Origin of the sequence: Desulfonatronum sp. SC1 (genome assembly GCF_003046795.1) — a bacterium.
Taxonomy (GTDB): Bacteria; Desulfobacterota; Desulfovibrionia; order Desulfovibrionales; family Desulfonatronaceae; genus Desulfonatronum.
Genome location: NZ_PZKN01000001.1, coordinates 122,626 through 145,056 on the forward strand (window position 1 = coordinate 122,626; position 22,431 = coordinate 145,056).

Genomic DNA, 22,431 nt, shown 5'->3' on the forward strand with positions numbered 1-22,431 from the left:
GTTCAAGTTCCTGTTTCAGAAGTGATGGCGTTTAGCAAAGCTGTTGCATGCAGCTGGGCAAACCTGGGGGGAAAAGCGTTTCCAATCATTTTGGCCGCAAGGTAACGGCCCCGCGACATATCAAACTTATAATTCTTTGGAAAACCTTGCAAAAGTGCGGCTTCTCTAAGGGTAATTGCGCGATGTTGTTCAGGATGCAGAAAGCGGCCCTTGGATGGATTAATGCAACCACCCGTTATCGTTGGCGAAGGCTTGTCCCAGCTCATCCGGCCATAGATGTCTTTAAAGCCGTCACAATTTTTGTGACATTCTAGCTGGTACTTTTTCGGCAAGTCGGTCCGACTACCTCCATTAAGAGGGATCTTCTCAATTAGTTTTTGCACCTCTTCAGAGCGGCGAATTTCATAGTTATGAAGCACATCGTTACTGTTTTCCGGTCTCTCGAGTCGGCGTAAAGCCCAAGCGACGGTCTTTCTGTATTTTGGAATTTCGCCGAATCGCGGTTGTTGACCAAATGTCGCTATCAGCACCATGCGCCGCCGGCGTTGCGGCGTACCGTAGTCGGCGGCATTAAGGACTTCGACGTTGGATTGATAGCCCAGTTTCCTTATCTCCCTTTTGAACTTCTCAAGCCGCGCATCTACCGCCAGGCCAGGAACGTTCTCCATTAGAATCGACTTAGGCACAAAGGCGCGAACAAATTTGAGAAACTGGAAGAGTAAGTCGTTCATTGGTTCCTCAACATTCACGCTACCGTTCAAGGTACGAAGCGTCGAGAACCCTTGACAAGGCGGGCATCCCGCCAGGAGTGTCAGTTCTCCGGGCTTAAGATTTAACTGCTTGAGAAGGTAGGATGGGCGAATTTTTCGAATATCTTTTCGAAGTAGAACAGTGCCAGGATGGTTTAATTCGTAGGTGTCACAGGCAAGAGTATCGCTTTCGACGGCTGCGACCACCTGGAATCCAGCGTACCGCAGCCCCAGCGACAGCCCACCACAGCCGCTGAAAAGATCTATCGCAGTATGACGTTTGTTTAACAAACGGTTACCTCCCTTGGTAGACTGAAAAAAATGCGGGTGCTGGGCCCAGGTCTTGCTTTTTGATGATCTTATTCCAATTTGGCTTGGGGTCAGGCCGAGCCAATATCCTGAATTGTCTGGCGATATGTTTCAATACAGGCCATTATTTTTCCTTAGAATGCCCATTGTATGATTCTGGTTCCTCACGAAACGCCGACTCGACGTTGGTGACTTTCTCAATGATTCTTCTCCCAACTGCCTTGAATCCCAGCTTCGCTTGAGTGCGAGGACGATTTCCACTCAATCCGATAAGTAGCCATCGCGCTTCAAAACCTCCATGACCTTATCGTGAGAGATTGTCGGTTCTTCTCGACGCTCAGCTATAACGGCCAAATCATCCATAAGCTCCTGATATTCCTCAACAGGCAATATGACTGCCCGTTTATGTCCCGCGGAATCAGTCACATACTCAGGATTGTATTTCTCTGCAGGCAGCATGGTAACCTCCATTATGCAGCATTCAGCTCATCTTCAAGAATATTCGTCCCTACACTGTAAAGACTTCGCAAAGTAACACTTCTTTCCACCTACGCTGGTCAACACCGTTCTAAGAAATTACCGGGAATATTTTAATAAATTGGATTGAAGTCAGCATTATGCGGTAATCATGGGTTCATTCTCAGGGACGGTGCATAAAGCTGACTTCAACGGAAAAAATGAATCCTGCAAAACCCCACGCCCCAAGCAGTGCATCCCGCCTATCACCCCTACGCTAGAAACATCAAGCCCGAGCCTTGGTCGCTCAATGCCCGGACCGGTCGGCGTTTTCATCCATATACCTCCGGCTCATCCTGCTGCCTGGCCCCCTCACCAATCAGCACCTCCATCAGCTCAAACCGTATCCCATGCTGTTCCAACAAAGGATGTTGCGGGGCGGTGCCTGGCGCTGGGCCAAAGCCCAGCTTCATGAAGAAAGGAACCGAGGTGCTCCGGGCAATGGTATGCACCCGGCAACAGCCTTGTTCCCTGGCGCTCTCCAGCAGGGCCGTTGCCAGCCGTGTTCCCACGCCCCGGCCCCGCATGGCCGCGTCCACGGCCAGGTGGCGGAGCTCCACCTCGCCTTGGTCGTCCCAAACGGCAACCAGGCCCCCGATAATCCGGCCATCCATCTCTGCCGCGATCACGGTCTCCCGGCCCAGGGCCTTGAATTTTCCGCGCACGTCCCGGTCCAAACCCAGCGGTTTCCACAGGGCCGTCCACAGCAGCTCGTCCAGTTCCAGCGCCTGGGACGGGGACAATGCGGTCCGGAGAATCACATCCTTATCCATGGCAACATAGCGATTTTCCGAGTTTCTTAAGACAATAATCCGAATTTTCGGATTCCTTGTGCCGAGAATTACAGCATAATTTTCCGGATGGTAACAGGAAGGACCACAGGCGGGACCGCTGGATGGTTATGATTAATGTCTAAAATGCGAACATTCTCTGCAATACCGAAGAAACTTCCAATTGAACCTTTGGATCGATCGCCCCGAGCTTTTTCACTAGGCGTTCCTTGTCTATCGTTCGAATCTGATCCAATACAATGTGACCATGTTTCTTTTTGAACGTGCAGGGAACCCGCGTTGGATAATCCTTGCTGGTCGATGTCATAGGAGCGACGATCACGGTGCGGATATGCCTGTTCATTTCATCCGGCGAGATAATCAGGCAGGGTCTGGTCTTCTGGATTTCGGACCCAACGGTCGGATCAAGCCCTACCAGGTAAACGTCAAAGCGTTTGACTACCATTGCCACTCTTCCTCATCCCACGAATGTGAAAGATCACTCCCCACGAGAAGAGGCGCATCATCCGCATTTTTCCGCATCGTTTCAAAAGCCTTATCCCATCCTTCCCGCGGATTTTGAACCGAACGGATGATGATCTGATTGTTTTTAACCTCCATTTCAACATCGCCGATAATCCCCGTTTGTTCGAGAATAGGCTTTGGGATGCGCAATCCCTGAGAATTACCGATCTTGACGACATGCGCTCTCATGAGCCACCTCCTGATTTATGTTGCCACATTGTAATTACGCCTTTTAAGCGTGTCAATCAGCAACTTAAAACGCCACTCGTCAGTTCAGATACGCGTTCAATCCCGGCTCGCGTAGTTCGACGGCCCGTGAGGCGGCCAGGTAGTTGCCTGTTTCTGTACAGCCTGTGGGTGCGGTTTGGGCGAAAGGCAAAACCATAGCAACCACATTCCGCGATGTCGCAACGTCACATCACCACGCAACAGGCCACGGCCAAGGCGACCACCAGGCTTGGAACCCGGACCACCAGGCTGGAGAAGGTGATCCTGGTGCCGAAGCGTGGGCCGAAGACCGCCGCGTTGGCCGGCAGAAAATAGGAAAAGGCCGAGAAAAAAGCATGCCCGATGGCGGCGATCATCAGCACTTTCGGGATTTGCGAGGGCATCAAAAGGCCGTCGTTCAGACAGGCGATGGCCGTGGCGAACCCGCCCATGACGCTGGGCAGGGCCGTGACGGTCACCAGCGCCCCGGCGGGTGGCAGGCCGAACAGCAAAAGCATGTCCCCGACGCCGTCCATCAGGGCGCGGGCCGACGAGAGAGATAAAAGGATCTGCACCGCGAAGATGCACGGCACGAACACCCCCGCAATACTCCGAAACTGGAGCAGGCCGGTGCGGAGCACGGTCTTCCATCCGGGCCGGAGTGGCTCGCCGGGCAAGCCCGGCGTCGTGGTAGCGGCGGATTCCGGGTATCGCCTAGCGGTCATGCGGGTCAGGACCACGCCGGAGAGAAAAATGAGCACGCTGGCCAACACGTAGAGACTGATCACGATACCGGCGGTCATGACTCCGAAACCCGGAAAGAGCACGGGGGCGGTGTAGAAAATGTAGAAATGCATGCTGGCGGGCAGCCAGCCCACGAGGTAGATGCCCAGAATCATGCGTCTCTGGACAATTCCCCTGTGCAGCAGCGAGGCCAGATAGGCGTTGGCCGAATGAAAACTCAGGAAGCACAGGGCGAGATACAGGGCAATCGGTTCGCGCAGCCGGCCCAGGCTGGCCAGACGGGCCAGGGGCATGAACAGCGCCCCGCACTTGAGCCCGAACCTGGAGTTGGCAAAGGCGCTGCCGGCCAGACACCCCGCCAGCATGGTCGGCAGGACCGCGAGACAAAGGCCAAAGGCCTGCTCGGCTCCAGCCAGGATTTCCCGGGTCACACCAGTCCTGAGCGTTTATCCCACCACATCACGGCCATGACCGAAGGCACTTCATAGAGGCCCTCCCTGGCCCGCTGATGCACGTGGTCCTGGATCACCGCGAGATCTTCCGCGGTGGGAACGCGGTACTTGCCCAGCACCAGCTTCCACATGCTCAGGGCCGAATCCACGGATCGGCGCATGGCATGGGGGATCATCCGTACATTGGGTCGGTATCCCTCAGCGTAGAGGAGGTTGTACAGATAGGGAAAGCGGTCCGTGCAATCCGCCTCAATACCAAAGGCCTTGTACATCCGGCCCTGGACCTGATCGTCGAACCCCGCGGTATCCGCCAGGCAGGCTCCTTTGCGGCTCGATGCGTCCATGAAGCGGACCACTTCCAGCATGTCCGGGAACTGCCAGGAGGCATGGCACATCAACGTGAAGTCGAAAGAGTTCTCGGGAATGTCGCCCATGGCCTCTTCCAGGGTCCGGCGACGGATTTCAATGTTCGTCAAACCGTGGGTCTTGGCATTTTCCGCGAGCCGGTCGGCCATCCGCCGCGCGGGCTCGATGGCCACTACCTCTGCGCAGCGCGAGGCCAGAGGCAGGGTCACGGCGCCCACCCCGGAGGCGATCTCCAGCACTCTGCTCTCAGAACCGAACATGTCGGCCTGGATCAGAACATCCGCCATTATCTTTCCGTAGGCAAACTCGCTGGTACGGATGAAGTCGTCATAGTCGTCCGCGCGCTCGTTCCAGTAGCCGACATGGCTGATGCTGCTCATCCGCGCAACCGCATCCTTCCAGGCGCTTTTCCAGTCGATATTCATGATTGTTTACCTCATTTTGCGTCTCGTAATCATTTTTTATTCAATCCAGCCAAGACGGCCTTGCACAATGGCACGATTGCGAATACTATGCAACACAATTTCGCCTAAATGCAAACAGGAGATTGTAAAATGCAACAGTATTTGTATCGCGTGCTACTACTGATTGCCGTCGTGTTCAGCCTGACCGTCGGATTTGCCTCGGCCGCTGAAAAGACCCTGCGTGTTGGCGCGCAGTGGGCCACGAGAACCATGGATCCGCAAGTCGACGGTTATCTGTTCACCCGCCTGGGCGTGGTTGAAGGGTTGACCGCCGTGGACGACAAGCTCAACGTGCTTCCCAATCTGGCCACGGAATGGAAAGTCAGCGACGACAAACTGACCTGGACCTTCACCCTGCGCGACGGGGTGTCTTTCCATGACGGCACCCTTTTGACGGCCCCGGTTTACCTGAAGGCCCTGCAACGGCTGATGGAGAAAGGAGCACTGCTGAAGAACGTCCCGCTGGAGACGATTGAGGCCCCGGACGACGCGACGCTGATCTTCAGGACCTCCAAGCCCTTTTCGCCGCTGGCGGCCTATCTGGCCAGGGGCGAAGCCGGCGCCTTGGCCCCGGCATCCTTCGACGCCGCCGGCGAAGTCATCAAGCCTTTAGGCACGGGCGTCTTCATGGTCGATTCCTGGGAACTCCGGGAGAACGTGGTCGTCGTTCCCCATCCATCCCATTGGGGGACGGTCAAACCCAAGGTGGACAGGGTTGTGTACAGAGTGGTTCCGGAAGCCCTGACCCGCCTGGCCATGCTCCGGGGCGGCGAACTGGACGTGGCCATGATCATGCCCGCCGATGCCGCGCGCTCCCTGGCCAATTCCAAGGACTTCACCATCCACGCCATGCCCATCGGCCGTTGCCGGATGATGTCCTTCAATCTCACCCGGGAACCATTTTCCGATCCACTGGCGCGCAAGGCGCTCAACCTGGCTCTGAATCGCCAGGAAATCGTTGACGCGATTCTCGACGGCATCGGCGAACCGGCCCGGACCCTTTTCCCTTCACAGATCATGTGGGCCAACGCGGAACTTGACGGTTTTGAGCACGACCCGGCGACCGCCAGGGAACTCCTGGCCCAGGCAGGTTGGAAAGAAGCAAACAAGGACGGAATCCTGGAAAAGGACGGCAAACCCCTGCGCGTCAGGCTCGTGACCTACCCGGAACGCGCGGAGCTGCCGCCCATGGCCGAGGTCATCCAGCAGCAACTGGCCAAAGTCGGCATGGCCGCGGACATCGTCTCCCTGCAGGTCAATGCGGCGGAACAGACCAGAAATGCCGGGGACTTCGATCTGTACTTGATGGGGAGAGGACTGCTTTTTGTGCCTGATCCGGACGACAATCTAATGCTGGATTACTTCTCCGAAAACACGGCCAAGGACGGCTGGGGGGCGTTCCGCTACAACAATCCCCGCATGGACGAGCTGCTCCTGGCGGCCAGGACGACCTTTGATCAAGGTGAGCGAAAAAAGATCTATGACGAAGTGCAAATCATCCTTGAGCAGGACATGCCCATGGCTTACCTGAACTACTATGTGAACATCGACCTGGTCTCCAACAGGGTCTCCGGCTACAGGATGCACACCATTGAGCACACTTTGGGCCTGGAACACGTGGGGTTGCGTTGATGTCGCACCAGGAAGTCAAACAATTCATGCGCTCGGAGCGCTGGAACGCTTCCAACGCCAAGGCCTACGACGCCTACCGGTTTCTTTCCAAGGACCAGGGTTGGCGAAATCTGCTTCGGGGCATGCTCCAGGGCGTGCCTTCCGGCGCGACGGTTTTGGAGATGGGGGCGGGAACGGGCTTCATCACGTCGATCCTGGCCGCGGAAGGATACCAGGTGCTGGGCTTTGACTTGTCCGAGGACATGCTCGACCGGGCCAGGCAGAATCTGGCCGACAGGGGCCTGAGCGACCGGGTCAGCCTCCGGCAGGGCGACGCCGAATCCGTGGACCTGCCCGATTCCACCGTGGACGCCGTGGTCAGCCGCTGGGTGCTCTGGACCCTGCCGCGCCCTCGCCTGGCCATTGCCGAGGCGGCCCGTGTGCTCAAGCCCGGCGGCATCGCCGCGTTCATCGACGGCCGGGTTTTGAGCCAGGGGTGGGCGGCGCGCTGGCGGGGTCAGCTTACGGACTATTTCCTGACCGGAAGAAAGCCGGGCTGGCGGGATGCGTGCTACGCCAACTTCGACGACCAACTGCCGCGCATCAGCGCCGAGGAAGTTGCCGAATGCCTGACGGAACAGGGCCTTGAGGTGCGCGAGGTGAACACCGATGTGGACCGGATCACCGACGGCCCGGTCCGGAGCTGGCTCATGGGCGGCGGCTGGACGTCGCATGCCGTGAGCGCCGTTAAACCGATATGATCACGATATGATCGGATTTCTGGCGCGCAGGCTGCTGGCCATGATCCCGGTGCTCTTCGGGGTCAGCCTGCTGGCCTTTTTCGCCCTGCTCATGAGTCCCGGCGATGTGGCCACCATCACCCTGGCCGCCAAGACGGGCATCGAAACCCCTTCGCAAGAGGCCATCGAGGCGCAGCGACGGGAACTGCGCCTGGACGCTCCGCTGCACGTGCAATACGTGAGTTGGCTGGGGAGAGTGCTTACCGGCGACCTGGGCCATTCCTATCTGACCGGCCGCCCGGTGACCCGTGAGCTGACGCGGGTGTTTCCAGCCACAGCGGCCCTGGCGTGCTTGTCCTTGGCAGTGGTCCTGCTGCTGGCCGTGCCCATTGGAGTGGTTGCCGCCCGCCATCGGGGGCGGCCTTTGGACCGGGCGGCCTTGGCCGGGTCCCTGTTCCTCAGTTGCGTTCCGGATTTTTTTCTGGGCCTGATCCTCATCGTGGTGTTCTCCATATCCCTGGGCCTGACCCCTGTGGCCGGATTCACCGATATGCGGGGCATCATTCTGCCGGCCCTGACCCTGGGACTGGCCAATGCGGCCATTTCCGCGCGTCTGATGCGAGCCGGCATGATTCAGGCTCTGGAAGAAAAACACCTGTTGGCGGCCAAGGCCAGAGGGCTCACTCGGCGCGTGGTCGTCTGGAAACACGCCTTGCGCCAGGCTCTGGTCCCCTTGAGCAGCTACGTTGGAACCCAGTTCGGCTATTTTTTCGGAGGGGCCGTGGTGGTGGAGGTCATTTTCGTTTGGCCGGGGCTGGGGCGCCTGCTGGTGGATTCCGTCAATTCCAGGGACATCTTCGTTGTCCAGGGTTGTGTTTTGGCCATTACCGCGATCTACGTCCTGATCAACCTGGGGGTCGATATCCTGCAATGGATCCTGGACCCGAGAACGCGACATGTCGAAGCCGTCCACTGACGCCCGCTCCGCCGGTTTCCTCGGTTTTGCCATGGGTTGCACGCTTCTGGCTCTCCTGCTGCTGGCCGGTTTTTTCGCCTCCTGGATCGCTCCCCACGCCCCCCAGGAGCAATACCTGTCCAAACGCCTCAGCGGCCCCTCAAAGGAATTCCCCTTGGGTACGGACAGCCTGGGACGGTGCGTGGCCAGCCGACTGCTCTACGGCATCAAGCCGACCATCGGACTGGCCGGCGCCATTACCGTGGGCTGCCTGCTGGTGGGCGTGACCGTCGGACTGGCCGCGGTGCTCGTGCGTGGCATGGATGGGTTCTTGATGCGCACGACGGACTGCTTCTTTTCCTTTCCGACCATGGTCCTGGTTCTGGTGATCGTCGGCATTCTGGGACCGAGCCCGGGCAGCATCGCCCTGGCCCTGATCCTTCCGGGCTGGCCCAAGTACGCCCGGGTGGTTCGCAACTCGGCCCTGAGCATCAGCCAACGCACCTTCGTGGAAGCCACGCGGGCCATCGGCGCCGGCCGCTGGTACCTGATCCGGCGCTGCTACCTGCCCAACCTGCTCGAACCCATCGGAGCCATCGCCACCATCGGCATGGGCCAACGCATCGTGAGCATCGCCGGACTAGGCATGCTGGGCCTCGGCGTCCCCCCGCCCACGCCGGAATGGGGCGGGATGCTCCAGAAAGGACTGACCGTGTTGCCCATCGCCCCGCATATCGCGCTCTCCGCCGGCGGAGCCATTGTCCTGGCCACCCTGGCATTCACCCTTGTCGGCGACGGCCTGCGGGACGTGCTCAGTCCCGGTCGCCCGGCTGGGGAGGAATTGTGGCTGAGGTGATCATGTCCCTGCTGGATGTCCGGGATCTCTTCGTGCATTTCCCCACTCGAGAGGGCGTGGTCCGCGCCGTGGACGGCGTGAGTCTGGATATTGCCCCCGGCGAGACCTGGTGTCTGCTTGGCGAGTCCGGTTGCGGCAAGTCCGTGGTGGCTTTGAGCCTGTTGCGCCTGTTGCCTGGTTCGGCCAGGGTGCGGGGCGCTATTCGATTTGAGAACCACGATGTCCTGAGTATCCGGGAAAAGGAGATGGAGCGGCTGCGCGGCGGGGGCATGGCCATGATTTTCGAACAGCCGGCCGGCTATCTCGCGCCCGCGTTCACGGTGGGCGAACAGATCGTGGAGGCGGCCAGGGCGCATACGAGCATGGCCCATGACCAGGCCTGGGAATGGGCCATGCACCTCCTGGAGGAAGTGCGCATCCCCGAACCCGCCAAACGCGCCCGCCAATATCCTCATGAACTCTCCGGGGGCATGCAGCAGCGGGTGATGATCGCCATTGCTCTGGCCCGAAAACCCAGGCTGCTCATCGCCGACGAGCCCACCACCTCCCTGGACCTGGTCATGCAGGCCCAGATCATCGAACTGCTGCATGAAACCGTCAGTCGCGGCAAATGCGCCCTGCTGCTCATCACCCACGACTGCGACGTGGCCAGAACCCTGTGCGCCAATACGGCCGTGATGTACGCGGGGCAGCTTTTGGAGACGGGAACCACCGACGCTGTCTTCACTTCACCACGCCACCCCTACACCCAGGCCCTGTTCGGCGCCCTTTCGGGCTCGGAACCCCATCCCATCCCCGGCAGCGCTCCGAGCATGATCAATTATCCCCAGGGCTGCCGCTTCCAGCCGCGCTGCTCCAAGTCCCTGGAGCAGTGCCTTCATCAACCGCCGGACATCCGGGAGGGCTGTCGATGCCACCTGGCCTGACCCCCCATGCCGGGACGCTTCTTCAACTGGAAGGCGTGGTCAAGCGCTTCCAGTCCGGGCTGTTCCGCCGTCGGACCACCGTGGCCGTGGACGGCGTAAGCCTCAGCCTGGAGGCCGGCGATTCCCTGGCCATTCTGGGAGAGTCGGGCTCCGGCAAGAGCACCCTGGGGCGGCTCATTGCCCGCCTGATACCGCCAACGCGAGGTCGCATCCTGTTTCAGGGCCAAGACTTGCGCTCCCTGAACGGCGCCGGCCCGACCTTCAGACGCGACGTGCAGATGATCTTCCAGGATGCCGACGGTTCGCTGAATCCACGCCTGACCATCAAAGAGTTGCTGCTTGAACCCTTGCTCGTGCATGGACTCTCATCCAGCGCCATGGCCAATGGGGGGCATGGGGGGAGCAACGGGAACAATGCGGGCAAGGAGATCGGCGAGCCCGAGCGGTTGCTCGATCTCGCCGGACTCTCACCCGAAATCCTCTCCCGTCGGCCCAGCGAGATATCCGGAGGGCAACGCCAACGCATCGGCATCCTTCGAGCCCTGTCCCTGTCCCCGAAGCTCATCGTGGCCGACGAGCCCCTGGCCTCCCTGGACCGTTCGGTTCAGGCGCACATTCTCTGCCTGATGCGCCAGGCCCAGGAACGAAGCAACGTCGCCTACGTCTACATCTCCCACGACATCGCGACCCTGCGCCTCATCGCCAGGCGGGTGGCGGTCATTTACAAGGGTCAAATCATGGAAAGCGGCGACGTCCATGCCGTGCTCGATGCGCCGGTCCATCCGTATACCCGCCGCCTGATCGCCTCGGACCCTTCGCGGCTGGTGTTGAGATCAAAGCGCCCGGCACCGGCCGTTGCCGGGCGGGCCGCGCCCGCCTCGTCCGGCCAAAACCATGGATGCGGTTACGCCCCCTTGTGCCCGGAAGCCTGCTCCGACTGCACCCGCATTCGGCCCGAACTGAAGCCGGTCAAAGGCAGAGAGGTCGCCTGCCTCCTGACATAGCGAAATTGATGGTCCGCATATTGGCGGAGTAACTACTCACCTGCGTTCCGGCTTGTCTTGCCGTGAAAACGTGCTGAGTAGTTACTTGGCGGAAAGAGTATCCTCAAATCCAACATGCCTGGGGACGTCCAGGAAATATTGTACCGGCTGAAGGCCGAAAATGCTTTGTGAGCGTAAAGGATGCTGTTGCCGATCTTATGGAAAATGGGTACCAACCGACGCTTTTAACCATTGACCGTCGTCTTCCCCTGGACCAACCCGAGCAGGAACCCCTCATGAGTCGCCTTGGAAAATTGACCTTTGCCCAGAAAAAATGTCTCGGCCCCGCCGGCCTGTTGATGCAGCGCACGGGCATGATCTGGCCCGGAGCACGGGTAGGGGTGGCCGTGTCCGGGGGGGTGGACAGTTGGGTTTTGCTGCAAGTGCTCTTGTTGCGCCAGCGCATCGTTCCGTTCCCCTTCGAGGTGATGGCCATTCACCTCAACCCCGGGTTCGACGCGACCAGCCATGCTCCGCTCGCGCCGTGGACCGCTGCGCACGGCGTGGCCCTGCATGCCGAGACCACCGACTACGGCCCCATGGCCCACGGCCCTGAAAACCGAAAAAACTCGCCCTGCTTTCTGTGCGCCTGGCACCGTCGCAAGCGCCTCTTCGAGCTGTGCAAGCACTATGGGCTGACCCATCTGGCCCTGGGCCACAATGCCGACGACCTAGTGCAGACCTTTTTCATGAATCTGTTTCGCAACGGACGGGTGGAAGGGCTGTCGCCCAAGGAGGAGTATTTTGGCGGAGAATTGATCCTGATTCGGCCCTTACTGCTGCTGGAAAAGCCCATGATCCGCCGCGCCGCGGCCCAGTGGAAGCTGCACGTGTGGAGCAACTCCTGCCCGTCGGCCACCAATAGCGAGCGGTCCAGGACCGAGGCCTGGCTGCGGACCGTCTTATCCCAGGATTCCGCCATGCACGGCAGCGTCTATGGGGCACTGAAGCGTTGGCAGCTTGACGTGCTGCATCGAAGTCAATTAGGTGAACATTTGCAATGACGACTCGTGAGGCACCAGCGGTCGAATGATTTCCTCTTGCCCGCAACACGAACGAATAACGGACGAACATCCGGGCTTTTTCTTTTCTTCATTGCCCTCCGTTCGGATATCATCCTCAACCGAGTATGAAACTCCAATCTCCAACGCTTTCTCGTCTCAGTGCATGTTCATCAAGCCGCCATTTCTCACCGGATAAAAATGAGTCAAACATGGAATAAGGCGCTTTCGTCGATGTGATACTTCCGAGGATCACCACACATTCAGCATCCAATGCACCCCAAAGCACCCCGAGAGCACAATGATTCGCAAAAAATACCAGATCCTCCTCTTGAAGGATAATGCCGGCACCTGTAAGACCTTCACCCTTCGTATCTGGGTCTGCCTTCTGGTGGCTGGCTTTTTTTTGTCTTCATTGGCCCTGAACGTCTACTTCCACAACTCCTCCCTACATGCCGACACGGCCCAGGCCCGGATGGAACAGGCCCAGTGCGAACTGGAAAACCAGCAACGTCAGTTCATGGCCCTGATGGAAAAGATCAAGGATCTGGAGAGCCAAATTCTTCGCGTGGCGGACTTCAACGCCAAGGTCCGGGTGATGGCCAACCTCGATCCCGGCCATGTCCCGACCACTACCCCCTTGGGCGGGGTCGAACGAATCGACTTTTCGGACCAGTACCTGACGGCGCACCGCCAGGAGCTGTTGGTCAGAAAGATGCACGGTTTCCTGGAGCAGCTTCAGGCCGAGGCCAAGCTTGAAGAAATCCGCCAGGAGGAACTGCTGTCCACGCTACGGGACAACCAAAGCTTTTTCGCGTCCACCCCCTCCATCTGGCCCACCGAGGGCTGGGTCACCTCCGAGTTCGGTTATCGTCGCTCCCCGTTCACGGATCGCCGGGAACTGCATAAAGGGTTGGACATCGCCGGTCCCATCGGAACCCCGATCTACTCCTCGGCCAATGGGCGGGTGCTCACCGCGGAACGCGACGGGGCCTACGGTCTGGCAGTGACCATCGACCACGGCACCGGGATCGTCACCCTGTATGCTCATTTGCAGCAATTCGCGGTAAAGGCCGGCCAGGAAGTCAGCCGAGGCGAACTGATCGGCTACATGGGCAACACCGGTCGTACCACCGGCCCCCACCTGCACTACGAGGTCCGCCTCAACGGCATCCCCGTGGACCCCATGCGCTATATTCTGAACTGACCTTCTCTTCTCTGGACTCGATCAAGTCCAGTCCCGTTCGCCGCATTCTTTCCTGAAGTGTCCAGGTAAGCCAAAATAGCATCCCGCGTGCCCAGCTACTTGCGGCAGTGCTCACAATCGAGGCCTCCTTCTGAAATCCAGTCCTCCTCTCGATTACGATTTTGAGCACTGCTTCGCTGAGTATGAGCTCGAACTCCACCTCAATTTCCTCTTTTTTTCTTCCTTGTTTATTATTTTACGAGATCCGCTGGCTTTCAACCGGACACGAGGATCGTTTACCGGTCGATATCCTCCTCTCATGGGAGAGCCTTAGGGAATGCTCGGTTCTCCATGCAAGAGTCTCCAATGGCAATCCGAGGGGCCCCCCCTCCACGAAACCTTCCAGCCAAGGAGAGCATGATGAAGTCGAAACTGAAGATCGTCCTGACGGGACTGGCGCTGTTGGCCCTGTGTATCGGAACCTCCCCCGCCTCGGCTCAACGCAGCACCTTTCTGGCTTTTGGCGGAGGTCCCACCGGAGGCACGTTCAACTACTTCGCCAACGGCATCGCCATTTATCTCTCCAGAGCCTTGCCCAACGTGGAAATTTCCTCCGAGGGTTCGGGCGGCTCCGGTGAGAACCTGCGCCGCCTGCATGCCGGCCAGGTGGACTTCGGCATCGTCTACTCCGGCGACGCGTATCTCGGCCGGGCCGGACAACTGCCCAATGACGACCGGCAGTACACCAACGTACGAACCATGGGCTACCTGTACGGCGCTCCGGCCCAGTTGGTCGTGCGCGGGGGCGCGGGAATCACCTCGGCCAAGGACCTGGCCGGAAAGCGCGTCGCCGTGGGCAACGCCGGCTCCGGCGCGGCCCTGGCCGCGGAGCGTTTTTTCCGCCACATGGGACTCTGGGACGACATCAACCCGCAGTTCCTGGGCTATTCCCCGGCGGCCTCCGCGTTTCGGGACGGCAAGATCGACGCTTTCTGGGTGCTCGTCGGGTACCCCAACGCCTCCATCATCGAGGCCGCGACTCAGGACAACATCGCCCTCGTAAATCTGCACCACGACGCCGAGGAAAGCGGATTTTACGACGCCTTCCCCTTCTACGCCAGGGTCGAGATTCCAGCGGACACCTACCGCGGCCAAGGCGAGCCCGTGGTGACCTTTCAGGACTCCACCTTCTGGATGACCAACGCCGGCGTCAGCGACGACATCGTCTACGAGTCCCTGAAAATCATTTACTCTCCGGAAGGCTTGCAGCACATGGTCACGGCCCATGCCGCGGCCCGGGAAATGTCCGTCCAGGGCGCCCTGACCGGCGCTTCCGTGGCCTTGCATCCCGGGGCCTACAAGTTCTGGACCGAGCAGGGCCTGACCATCCCCAACGAACTCAAACCCTGACAGCCCGCTGAAAAACTCCCAATCGCCGCGTCACCGCAACCAGTTCAAACTCTCACGTATGAACCAATACGCTTCGACCTTGAACTGTTTTCGCTCCTTGCGCTTGGGGTTTTTGAACGGCCTGTCGGATAAGGTTTTTTCAGCATTCAGCTAGTTCTCGCGTAACCTTACGACGACAATCCCCGGACGCCTTGAGGCGTTCCGGGGATTATTGCGTCCTTTTTGCTCTTCCTCAGTCACCCCAAGCCCGGAGACTCACGAATGACCGACCCTCAGCTCCAGGATATGTCCGCCGCCCGCAAGGAAGAACTGAAACGAATCCAGTCCAAGGACGCCAAGACCGGCCGCAAACTGACCGGTTTCTGGAAATGGCTGGTCTCCATCATGGGGCTGTGCATGGTCGTGTTCTATTTTTACGCCGCCGGGGTACGTCCGGTGGGTGACCAGTATCACCGCGGCGTATATGTTTTTCTGACGTACATCATGATCTTTCTGTCCTTCCCGTTTTGGAGGCGATCCAACCAGACCCGGCCCACGGTGGTGGACATACTGCTGGCTCTGGTCGCCGCCGGGGTGGTGGGCTACTGGATATTTGAGTTCGAAAACCTGAACTATCGCACCGGGATGGAAACCCAGCTGGACATCTGGGTTTTCGTGGTGGGGATCATCATCTCCCTGGAAGTCTGCCGCCGCGTCCTGGGCTGGTCCATCACCATGGGCGGACTGCTGTTCCTGGTTTACGGCTACTTCGGACCGTATTTCCCCTCGGCCATTGCCCACCGGGGCTTCGACATCGACCGTCTGGCCCCCTATATCTATCTGACCCAGGACGGGGTGTTCGGGGTCATGGCCAGCGTCCTGGTGACCTACGTCATCCTGTTCATTTTTTTCGGAGCGTTTCTGCAAAAATCCGGCGTGGGGCGCTTTTTCATCGACTGGCCTTTGGCCCTGGCCGGTCGGGCCGTGGGGGGGCCGGCCAAAGTCTGCGTCATTGCCTCGGCCTTTTTCGGCTCGGTTTCCGGATCGGCCATCGCCAACACCGTGACCACCGGGGCATTTACCATCCCCCTGATGAAACGGGCCGGATTTCGGCCCCATGTGGCCGGGGCCATCGAACCGGCGGCATCCATCGGCGGGATGTTCATGCCGCCGATTATGGGCGCGGGCGGGTTCATCATGGCCGAGCTGACCAACACGCCCTACGTGCAGATCATGCTCATCTCCATCTTTCCGGCCATTCTGTACTTTTTATCCGTGTTCACCATGATCCACTTCGAAGCCAAGAAGCTGAACATCAAGGGGCTGGACCTGGACGACATGCCCTCGGCCTCGGCCATCTTCAAAAAACACTGGTATAAATGCCTGCCCCTGGTGGTCATCGTGGCCATGATGCTGTATGGCTACTCTCCGGGTAACGCCGCGTTCTGGGCCACGCTGTCCTGCATCGTCATCAGCTGGTTCGATCCGGAATTCCGGATGGGGCCGAAACAAATCTGGGAAGCTCTGGTCGCCGGTGCGCAAAGCACCCTGGTCATCGGGGCCACCGTGGGCGTGATCGGAATCATCGTTGGCACCATCGCCCTGAGCGGGATCGGCCTGAAGTTCTCGGACATCATCATCTCCCTGTCCGGTGGCCACCTGTTCCCGGCCCTGGTGCTCATCGCCCTGGCCTCGCTGGTCCTGGGCATGGGCGTTCCGGTCACGGCCTCGTACCTGATCGTCGCCGTGCTGGCCGTGCCCGCTCTGCACGAAATGGGCGTGGGCCTGATCGCCGGGCATATGATCGTCTACTGGTTCAGTCAGAATTCAAACATAACCCCGCCGGTCTGCGTGGCCGCCTACGCCGGGGCGGCCATCGCCGGGTCCGATCCCTGGAAAACGGGTTGGACGGCCTTCAAATTCTCCAAGCTGCTCTACGTCATGCCCTTTCTTTTTGCCTACGAACCGGCCATGACCCTGTTCATCGGCTGGGACGAGGCAGTGGTGGGCGACTCCGGATGGACCGAAATCGCCTCGGTCTATTTCGCCGCGGCCGTGGGCACGGTGGCCTTTTCGGCTTGGTCCATGTTCTACTTGGTCAGACGCACGACCACCCTGGAATGGATTATCTTCGGCGGGGCCACATTCCTCTGCTTCCAGCCCAACCTGCTCAGCGACGCCCTGGGCATCGGCATCGTCGTACTCCTGGGGCTCTGGCAGCACCGCAAGAACAAGCAAGAAGAAGCCCACAAACAAACCATGGGCACGACCTGCCCCTTTCCCACAGCCGGACAGGCCGTGGTCGGCGAAAAGGCCGGAAGCGCCTGACGGCAAACCCCGCCGATCCATGCAACGCCAAACGGCCCCGGCAGCAATTGCTTCCGGGGCCGTTGCGCGTAGAAAACAGGGGATGGTTCAGAATCTGTCGACACTTGAAGAGGTGAACCGCCCGCTTCGCTCAAGGCACGGGGTACGCCAAGAAGTTATTTTTTCCCTTCCGTTGGAAAGATGCGGAAGGCAAAAGACTCGCCGCCTGTCGGCAATGTTTTTGGAAAGCAGCTTTTCCCCTGCTTTCCAAAATCTTTTCCTTGGAGTCCTTCGAGCATTGAGCGACCAGCGGGAGCGGGCGGTTCACTTTTCAAGGTCAGCCGGCAACACCCCGCTCCGGCGCAAAGCCTCGTACAGCACGATGCCGGCGCAAGTGGAGAGGTTCAGGCTACGCACTTGGCCCCAGATAGGCACGCGCACGCAGGGGGCGTCGTCCGACAGCAGTCCCTCGGGCAGGCCTCTGGTTTCCGGACCGAAAACCAGGAAGTCGTCCGGCTGAAACGCGAAAAGATGGTGCGCCGCGCCTTTCCGGGCGCTGGTGAACACCAGTCGCCCCGGCTCCTTTTCCTGGAGGAACGCGGCCCAGTCCGGCCACGTCCGGACCTGAACGTGTTCCCAATAGTCCAGCCCGGCCCGACGCAAATACTTGTCTTCGATGGAAAATCCCAACGGTTCGACGAGATGCAACGGGGTTTGCGTGGCCGCGCAGAGCCGGGCGATGTTGCCGGTGTTCGGCGGGATTTCCGGTTCGTAAAGGACGATGCGCATGGCCGTCTCACTCGGCCCGTTTCTGGAACACCCACTGCTCGGCCTGACGGCGGGCTTCGGCGATCTGGCCGGGGGTCATTTGCAGTTCGGCCAGGTGCATGGCGTCAGCGGCCTGTTCCACGCCCTGGAACAAGGCCAGCAAGAACCATTTGTAGGCCAGGACGTTTTCCTGGGAGACCCCCTGACCGGTGAGATACATCAGTCCCAGATTGAGCTGGGCCAGGGGCGACCCCTGTTCCGCGGCCATCATGTAGAAGGCCGCGGCTCTGCGCGGATTCTGCTCCACGCCGTCGCCCTGTTCCAAGAGATATCCGGCATGGTATTGGGCCGGGACGTAGCCGCTTTCCGCCGCGGCCATGAGCAGGTCCAGGGCTGCCTGAGGGTCACGGTCCACGCCGTCGCCCTCCAGGTACAACTGTGCCAGATTGTACTGGGCTTCCGGATAGCCCTGTTTCGCTGCCCGAACATACCACTGCACGGCTTGGCCCTTGTCCACGGCAAAGCCCAATCCTTCCTCGAAAAGAATGGCCAGATTATTTTGGGCCTCCGGATGGCCGCGCTCCGCGGCGGTCCTGTACCAGTGGGCCGCGTGCATATAGTTGCGCTCCACTCCGGCCCCCATGGCATACATGGCCCCCAGGTTCACCTGGGACTCCAGATGGCCTTGATCCGCGGCCTTGCTGAACCAGTAAAACGCCGATTCCGGATCCCGAGATGCTCCCCGGCCTTCCCCGTAAATCAATCCCAGTCGATGCTGGTACTCCACGTCCCCGGCCAAGGCTCGCTCTTGAATTCGTTCCAGGTCCTGGAACGTGGCGCTTTCGTCCGCGCAAAGAGGGCCAAGGAGGACGTGGAAAAGGCAACACACCAGGGTCAGGCAAGAAATCAAAGTCGTGGACGGGATCGTGCGCGTAAACATGACTCACTCCGTGAAACAGGTTGCTGTCAGTAATGTGAAGCATCTACAAAATCCCGGATAATCCGGCAATCAGGCTTCGCCGTACAGCCCCGTTCACGCCGGTCTTTTTGCCTCGCAAGCCTCTTAATTATCATCCCCTTGCAATGCAAAAATGCCTAGACTAGTTTAAGAAAATCGTTCCCTTCGAAGACAAGAAGACTCTTGACTTCCGGGACGGGACGGCTGTCGTGGCCAAGCGTGGCCAAGCATGATGAACGAAAAGAGGCCGCGAGCGGGACGCCAGCGCCAATGTGGCCCGGTCGCATGCACGTGGACAATTCAGCAAAGGCAGGAACAGCTATGGAACCACAAGCACTTTACAAGACCATTTACAAGATCGCCAAGGTCGTCAACTCGTCGTTGGAACCCAAGGTGGTCCTCGGCCAGATCGTCGAACAGGTCGCCACGACCATGAATGCCAAGGGGTGCTTCATCCGTCTGTTGAACAGGACCGGTGAGATTCTCAAGCCGGACGCCTACTACGGGCTGAGCCAGCGTTACGCCCAAAAAGGCCCCGTGGAAGTGGCCAAGAGCAAGCTGGACCAGGAAGCCCTGGCCGGAAATGCCGTGTACATCGCCGACGTCCGGACCGATCCCCGTTTCCAGTACCCCCAGCAGGCTTCCGAGGAAGGGCTGGTCTCCATCGTGGTGGTGCCGCTCACCGCCCAGGGCAACAAAGTCATCGGCGTCCTCCGCGTCTACGCCGGGGAAACCCGCAGTTTCACCGAGGAAGAACTGGAATTCCTGAGCTGCATCGCCAACCTGTGCGGTATCGCCCTGGAAAACGCCCGGATGTTTCACGCCCTCAAACGGGCCAGCGAACTGGCCAACGACTATATCTACCAGGTCTTCGAGGATTGATTGATAGTCCGTTGAAAAACGCCCACTTGCCCTTCCTCTTTTTTCCCCAACCCAGCAACTCGACATCCGTTCGGAGGAACGCATGAGCAAAATACGTGTCGGCATCAACGGCTTTGGCCGCATCGGACGGCAGGTTCTCAAATCCATGTGGAAGTATCATCGCGACGTCATCGAGGTCGTGGCGGTGAACGACCTGTTCGACATCAAGACCAACGCCCATCTCGTGGCCTACGACACCAGCTACGGACGCTTCGAGCCCGAAGTCCGCGTGGACGGCGACACCATGCTGGTGGGCGACGACTTCCAGGTCACCAACTTCGCCGAACGCGATCCCCGACTGATCCCCTGGGCCTCGCGCAAAGTGGACGTGGTGGTGGAGTGCACGGGCATCTTCCGCACCGGTCCCAAGGCCGCCATGCACATCGAGGCCGGAGCCAAGAAGGTGATCATTTCCGCACCAGCCAAGGAGGAGGACATCACCATCGTCATGGGTGTGAACGAGGCCGCCTACGACCCGGCCAAGCATCATATCATCTCCAACGCCTCCTGCACCACTAACTGCCTGGCCCCCGTGGTCAAGGTCGTGCACGAGAAGTACGGCATCAGCAAGGGCACCATGACCACCATCCACGCCTACACCAACGACCAGCGCATCCTTGACCTGCCACACTCCGACCTGCGCCGGGCCCGGGCCGCTGCCTGCAACATGATCCCCACTTCCACCGGCGCGGCCAAGGCCGTGGCCCTGGTGATTCCGGAAATGGCCGGCAAGTTTTCCGGCTACTCTGTCCGCGTGCCCACCCCCACGGTCTCCCTTGTGGACTTTGTCTGCGAACTGGAAAAGGACACCACCACCGAGGACCTGCTGGCTCTGTTCAAGGCCGCGGCCGAAGGCCCCTTGAAGGGCATCCTCGGCTATTCCGAATCTCCGCTGGTTTCCTCGGACTTCATCGGCGATCCGCGTTCATCCATCGTGGAAGCGGACTTCACCATGGTCCAGTCCGGCAACATGGCCAAGATCTACTCCTGGTACGACAACGAATGGGGCTATTCCTGCCGGGTTGGGGATTTGGTGACGTATATGGCTGAGAAGGGGTTGTGATTTGAACAGCTAAGCCAAGCTTGGAGTCGAAATCGAAATCGAAATCGAAATCGGTATCGAAATCGCTATCGTTGTCATTCTAGCGACTTCCTTTTTTTCTCGATTTCGATTTCGATACCGATTTCGATCATGATTCCAAGGCCACTATTGAAGCAAAGTGGAATAAGATGAAGGCGCGAAGGCAATTTCAAACACCGAGGTTCGCCATGAAAACCCTGATCACCATTTCCCTCTTTTTGTGCTGCATCCTCCTCGGCCGGACGTCCTGGGCCGAGGAGCGCGCGTCCCTGACCGTCACGATCTACAACCACGGTCAGGCCCTGGTCAACGAAGTCCGGGAGGTTGATCTGCCCTCGGGCTCCGGGCTGGTGGAGTTCAGCGGGGTGGCCGAAACCATTGAGGCTCCCACCTTGCAAGTCCGTTCCCTGACCGCGCCCGAAGCCTTCGTCGTCCTGGACATGAACTACGAGTACGACCTGATCAGCGTGAAGAGCCTGCTGGACCGCTACGTGGGCAAAACCCTGAAGGTCGTGCTGCCCGATCCCCATGACCGCAAGTCCACGGTGCTCCGGGAGGCCGTGCTCCTGGCCAACAACGACCGGCCGATCTTCCAGGTGGACGACCAGATTTTCGTGGGCAATCATGACGCCGTGTACCTAGCCGAAATGCCCGCCGGGCTGCGACCCCGGCCGACACTGGTCTGGCTGGTGCGTAACGACGGACCGCCCCGGCAGCGTCTCGACGTCTCCTATTTGGCCGGAGGCATGAACTGGCGGGCCGACTACGTACTCAAGGTGGACCGCGACAACCAACGGGCCGCGCTGTCCGGCTGGGTGACCCTGGACAATCAGTCCGGCATGGCCTTTGACCAGGCCGCCCTGAAGCTGGTGGCCGGAGAGGTGAACGTGGTCCGTCCGGAGCCCGCGCTGATGCGCCGGGACATGGTCATGGCCGCTCCCATGGCCGCGGAACAGATGCAGCAGGAAGAATTCTTCGAGTACCATCTCTACAGCCTGCCCCGTCCGGTGGACATCGCCAACCGCCAGACCAAGCAGGTCAGTCTGCTGCAAGCCCCGGAAATGACCCTGAACAAGAAACTGATCGCCCGGTATGGCGGTTACCCCAATCCGGGCCAGGGGACCATCAAGCAGGGCGTGGACGTGTTCCTGACCTTCAAGAACGCCGAGGCCAATGGGCTGGGCCTGCCCCTGCCCAAGGGGATCGTCCGGGCCTATCAGGAAAGCCGGGATGGCAGCACCCTGTTCATCGGCGAGGATCGCATCGACCACACGCCCCGGGACGCGGACGTGGAACTGCGCATGGGCCAGGCCTTTGACGTGAACGTGGAGCGGACCATGACCGCCCATGAGCAGGTGGGCCGCAACGTGATCCGCTACACCTGGGAGATCCGTGTCCGGAACAGCAAGGACGAGCCGCAACACATCCTGCTGGAGGACACGCTGTTCGGCGACTGGCGGATCACCACTTCCAGTCACGACCACGAACGGCTGGACGCCCGCCGGATCCGCTTCACCCTGGACGTCCCGCCTTCCAGCCAGCAAGACCAGTTGCTGCTGACCTATACCGTGGAAACGCGGTCCTGAT

22 protein-coding genes are annotated in these 22,431 nt (G+C 59.6%); 13 read left to right on the forward strand and 9 right to left on the reverse strand.

From position 1 onward, the window contains the following. Positions 1 to 2 precede the first annotated feature (2 nt). From C6366_RS00580 to C6366_RS00610, 7 genes are all read right to left on the reverse strand, one after another. A complete protein-coding gene (locus tag C6366_RS00580; protein WP_107735406.1) occupies positions 3 to 1,040 on the reverse strand; it encodes a DNA cytosine methyltransferase in 1,038 nt (345 codons plus the stop codon). A gap of 279 nt (positions 1,041 to 1,319) precedes the next feature. Beyond that, entirely contained in the window at positions 1,320 to 1,517 is a 198-nt protein-coding gene (locus C6366_RS00585) for a hypothetical protein (RefSeq protein WP_107735407.1), read from the reverse strand. Between the two features lie 329 nt (positions 1,518 to 1,846). Continuing rightward, on the reverse strand, positions 1,847 to 2,347 hold the full coding sequence (locus C6366_RS00590; protein ID WP_107735408.1) for a GNAT family N-acetyltransferase: 501 nt from the start codon (positions 2,345 to 2,347) through the stop codon (positions 1,847 to 1,849). A 139-nt stretch (positions 2,348 to 2,486) separates the two neighbouring features. Beyond that, positions 2,487 to 2,810, reverse strand: coding sequence for a type II toxin-antitoxin system PemK/MazF family toxin (locus tag C6366_RS00595; RefSeq protein ID WP_199221385.1), 324 nt, complete (start codon positions 2,808 to 2,810; stop codon positions 2,487 to 2,489). Next, positions 2,804 to 3,058, reverse strand: coding sequence for an AbrB/MazE/SpoVT family DNA-binding domain-containing protein (locus C6366_RS00600; RefSeq protein WP_107735410.1), 255 nt, complete (start codon positions 3,056 to 3,058; stop codon positions 2,804 to 2,806). Before C6366_RS00600 ends, C6366_RS00595 begins: the two co-directional genes overlap by 7 nt. Before the next feature lie 224 nt (positions 3,059 to 3,282). Next, positions 3,283 to 4,251 (reverse strand): hypothetical protein, encoded by a 969-nt coding sequence (locus tag C6366_RS00605; protein ID WP_107735411.1) that lies wholly within the window; start codon positions 4,249 to 4,251, stop codon positions 3,283 to 3,285. Next, entirely contained in the window at positions 4,248 to 5,063 is an 816-nt protein-coding gene (locus C6366_RS00610; protein ID WP_031387178.1) for a class I SAM-dependent methyltransferase, read from the reverse strand. The genes C6366_RS00605 and C6366_RS00610 overlap by 4 nt, the downstream gene beginning before the upstream one ends. Before the next feature lie 129 nt (positions 5,064 to 5,192). On the opposite strand from C6366_RS00610, the gene C6366_RS00615 reads away from it, so the two are divergent. The 10 genes from C6366_RS00615 (at position 5,193) to C6366_RS00660 (ending at position 17,137) form a co-directional block, all read left to right on the forward strand. Beyond that, complete coding sequence (locus tag C6366_RS00615; protein ID WP_051822488.1) at positions 5,193 to 6,734, forward strand: ABC transporter substrate-binding protein; 1,542 nt, start codon at positions 5,193 to 5,195, stop codon at positions 6,732 to 6,734. Further along, positions 6,734 to 7,474: a class I SAM-dependent methyltransferase gene (locus tag C6366_RS00620; protein WP_107735412.1), complete on the forward strand. Its 741-nt coding sequence runs from the start codon at positions 6,734 to 6,736 to the stop codon at positions 7,472 to 7,474. The genes C6366_RS00615 and C6366_RS00620 overlap by 1 nt, the downstream gene beginning before the upstream one ends. A 7-nt stretch (positions 7,475 to 7,481) precedes the next feature. Then, a complete protein-coding gene (locus tag C6366_RS00625; protein WP_107735413.1) occupies positions 7,482 to 8,429 on the forward strand; it encodes an ABC transporter permease in 948 nt (315 codons plus the stop codon). After that, complete coding sequence (locus C6366_RS00630) at positions 8,410 to 9,264, forward strand: ABC transporter permease (RefSeq protein ID WP_051822486.1); 855 nt, start codon at positions 8,410 to 8,412, stop codon at positions 9,262 to 9,264. The genes C6366_RS00625 and C6366_RS00630 overlap by 20 nt, the downstream gene beginning before the upstream one ends. Then, positions 9,252 to 10,190: an ABC transporter ATP-binding protein gene (locus C6366_RS00635; protein ID WP_146164732.1), complete on the forward strand. Its 939-nt coding sequence runs from the start codon at positions 9,252 to 9,254 to the stop codon at positions 10,188 to 10,190. The genes C6366_RS00630 and C6366_RS00635 overlap by 13 nt, the downstream gene beginning before the upstream one ends. Next, on the forward strand, positions 10,175 to 11,194 hold the full coding sequence (locus C6366_RS00640) for an oligopeptide/dipeptide ABC transporter ATP-binding protein (RefSeq protein WP_107735415.1): 1,020 nt from the start codon (positions 10,175 to 10,177) through the stop codon (positions 11,192 to 11,194). Before C6366_RS00635 ends, C6366_RS00640 begins: the two co-directional genes overlap by 16 nt. A gap of 275 nt (positions 11,195 to 11,469) precedes the next feature. Then, the gene (locus C6366_RS00645) at positions 11,470 to 12,237 is read left to right on the forward strand and encodes an ATP-binding protein (protein ID WP_107735553.1); all 768 of its coding nucleotides are present in this window, start codon (positions 11,470 to 11,472) and stop codon (positions 12,235 to 12,237) included. Positions 12,238 to 12,535: 298 nt separating this feature from the next. Further along, positions 12,536 to 13,441 carry a M23 family metallopeptidase gene (locus C6366_RS00650; protein ID WP_107735416.1) on the forward strand — a complete coding sequence of 302 codons (906 nt, stop codon included), beginning with the start codon at positions 12,536 to 12,538 and terminating at the stop codon, positions 13,439 to 13,441. A gap of 399 nt (positions 13,442 to 13,840) precedes the next feature. Further along, a complete protein-coding gene (locus C6366_RS00655; protein WP_107735417.1) occupies positions 13,841 to 14,830 on the forward strand; it encodes a TAXI family TRAP transporter solute-binding subunit in 990 nt (329 codons plus the stop codon). Between the two features lie 261 nt (positions 14,831 to 15,091). Beyond that, positions 15,092 to 17,137 carry a TRAP transporter permease gene (locus C6366_RS00660; protein WP_107735418.1) on the forward strand — a complete coding sequence of 682 codons (2,046 nt, stop codon included), beginning with the start codon at positions 15,092 to 15,094 and terminating at the stop codon, positions 17,135 to 17,137. 303 nt (positions 17,138 to 17,440) lie between these two features. Here C6366_RS00660 and C6366_RS00665 read toward each other — a convergent pair whose 3' ends face one another. Both C6366_RS00665 and C6366_RS00670 read right to left on the reverse strand, forming a co-directional pair. After that, the gene (locus C6366_RS00665) at positions 17,441 to 17,905 is read right to left on the reverse strand and encodes a tRNA (cytidine(34)-2'-O)-methyltransferase (RefSeq protein ID WP_107735419.1); all 465 of its coding nucleotides are present in this window, start codon (positions 17,903 to 17,905) and stop codon (positions 17,441 to 17,443) included. A gap of 7 nt (positions 17,906 to 17,912) precedes the next feature. Continuing rightward, positions 17,913 to 18,824 carry a tetratricopeptide repeat protein gene (locus tag C6366_RS00670; protein ID WP_107735420.1) on the reverse strand — a complete coding sequence of 304 codons (912 nt, stop codon included), beginning with the start codon at positions 18,822 to 18,824 and terminating at the stop codon, positions 17,913 to 17,915. 339 nt (positions 18,825 to 19,163) lie between these two features. Between C6366_RS00670 and C6366_RS00675 the strand changes: the two genes are divergently transcribed. The 3 genes from C6366_RS00675 (at position 19,164) to C6366_RS00685 (ending at position 22,430) form a co-directional block, all read left to right on the forward strand. After that, entirely contained in the window at positions 19,164 to 19,724 is a 561-nt protein-coding gene (locus C6366_RS00675) for a GAF domain-containing protein (protein WP_107735421.1), read from the forward strand. A gap of 82 nt (positions 19,725 to 19,806) precedes the next feature. After that, the gene (gene gap / locus C6366_RS00680) at positions 19,807 to 20,826 is read left to right on the forward strand and encodes a type I glyceraldehyde-3-phosphate dehydrogenase (RefSeq protein ID WP_107735422.1); all 1,020 of its coding nucleotides are present in this window, start codon (positions 19,807 to 19,809) and stop codon (positions 20,824 to 20,826) included. Between the two features lie 206 nt (positions 20,827 to 21,032). Next, positions 21,033 to 22,430, forward strand: coding sequence for a DUF4139 domain-containing protein (locus tag C6366_RS00685; protein WP_158269578.1), 1,398 nt, complete (start codon positions 21,033 to 21,035; stop codon positions 22,428 to 22,430). Position 22,431: the final 1 nt, after the last annotated feature.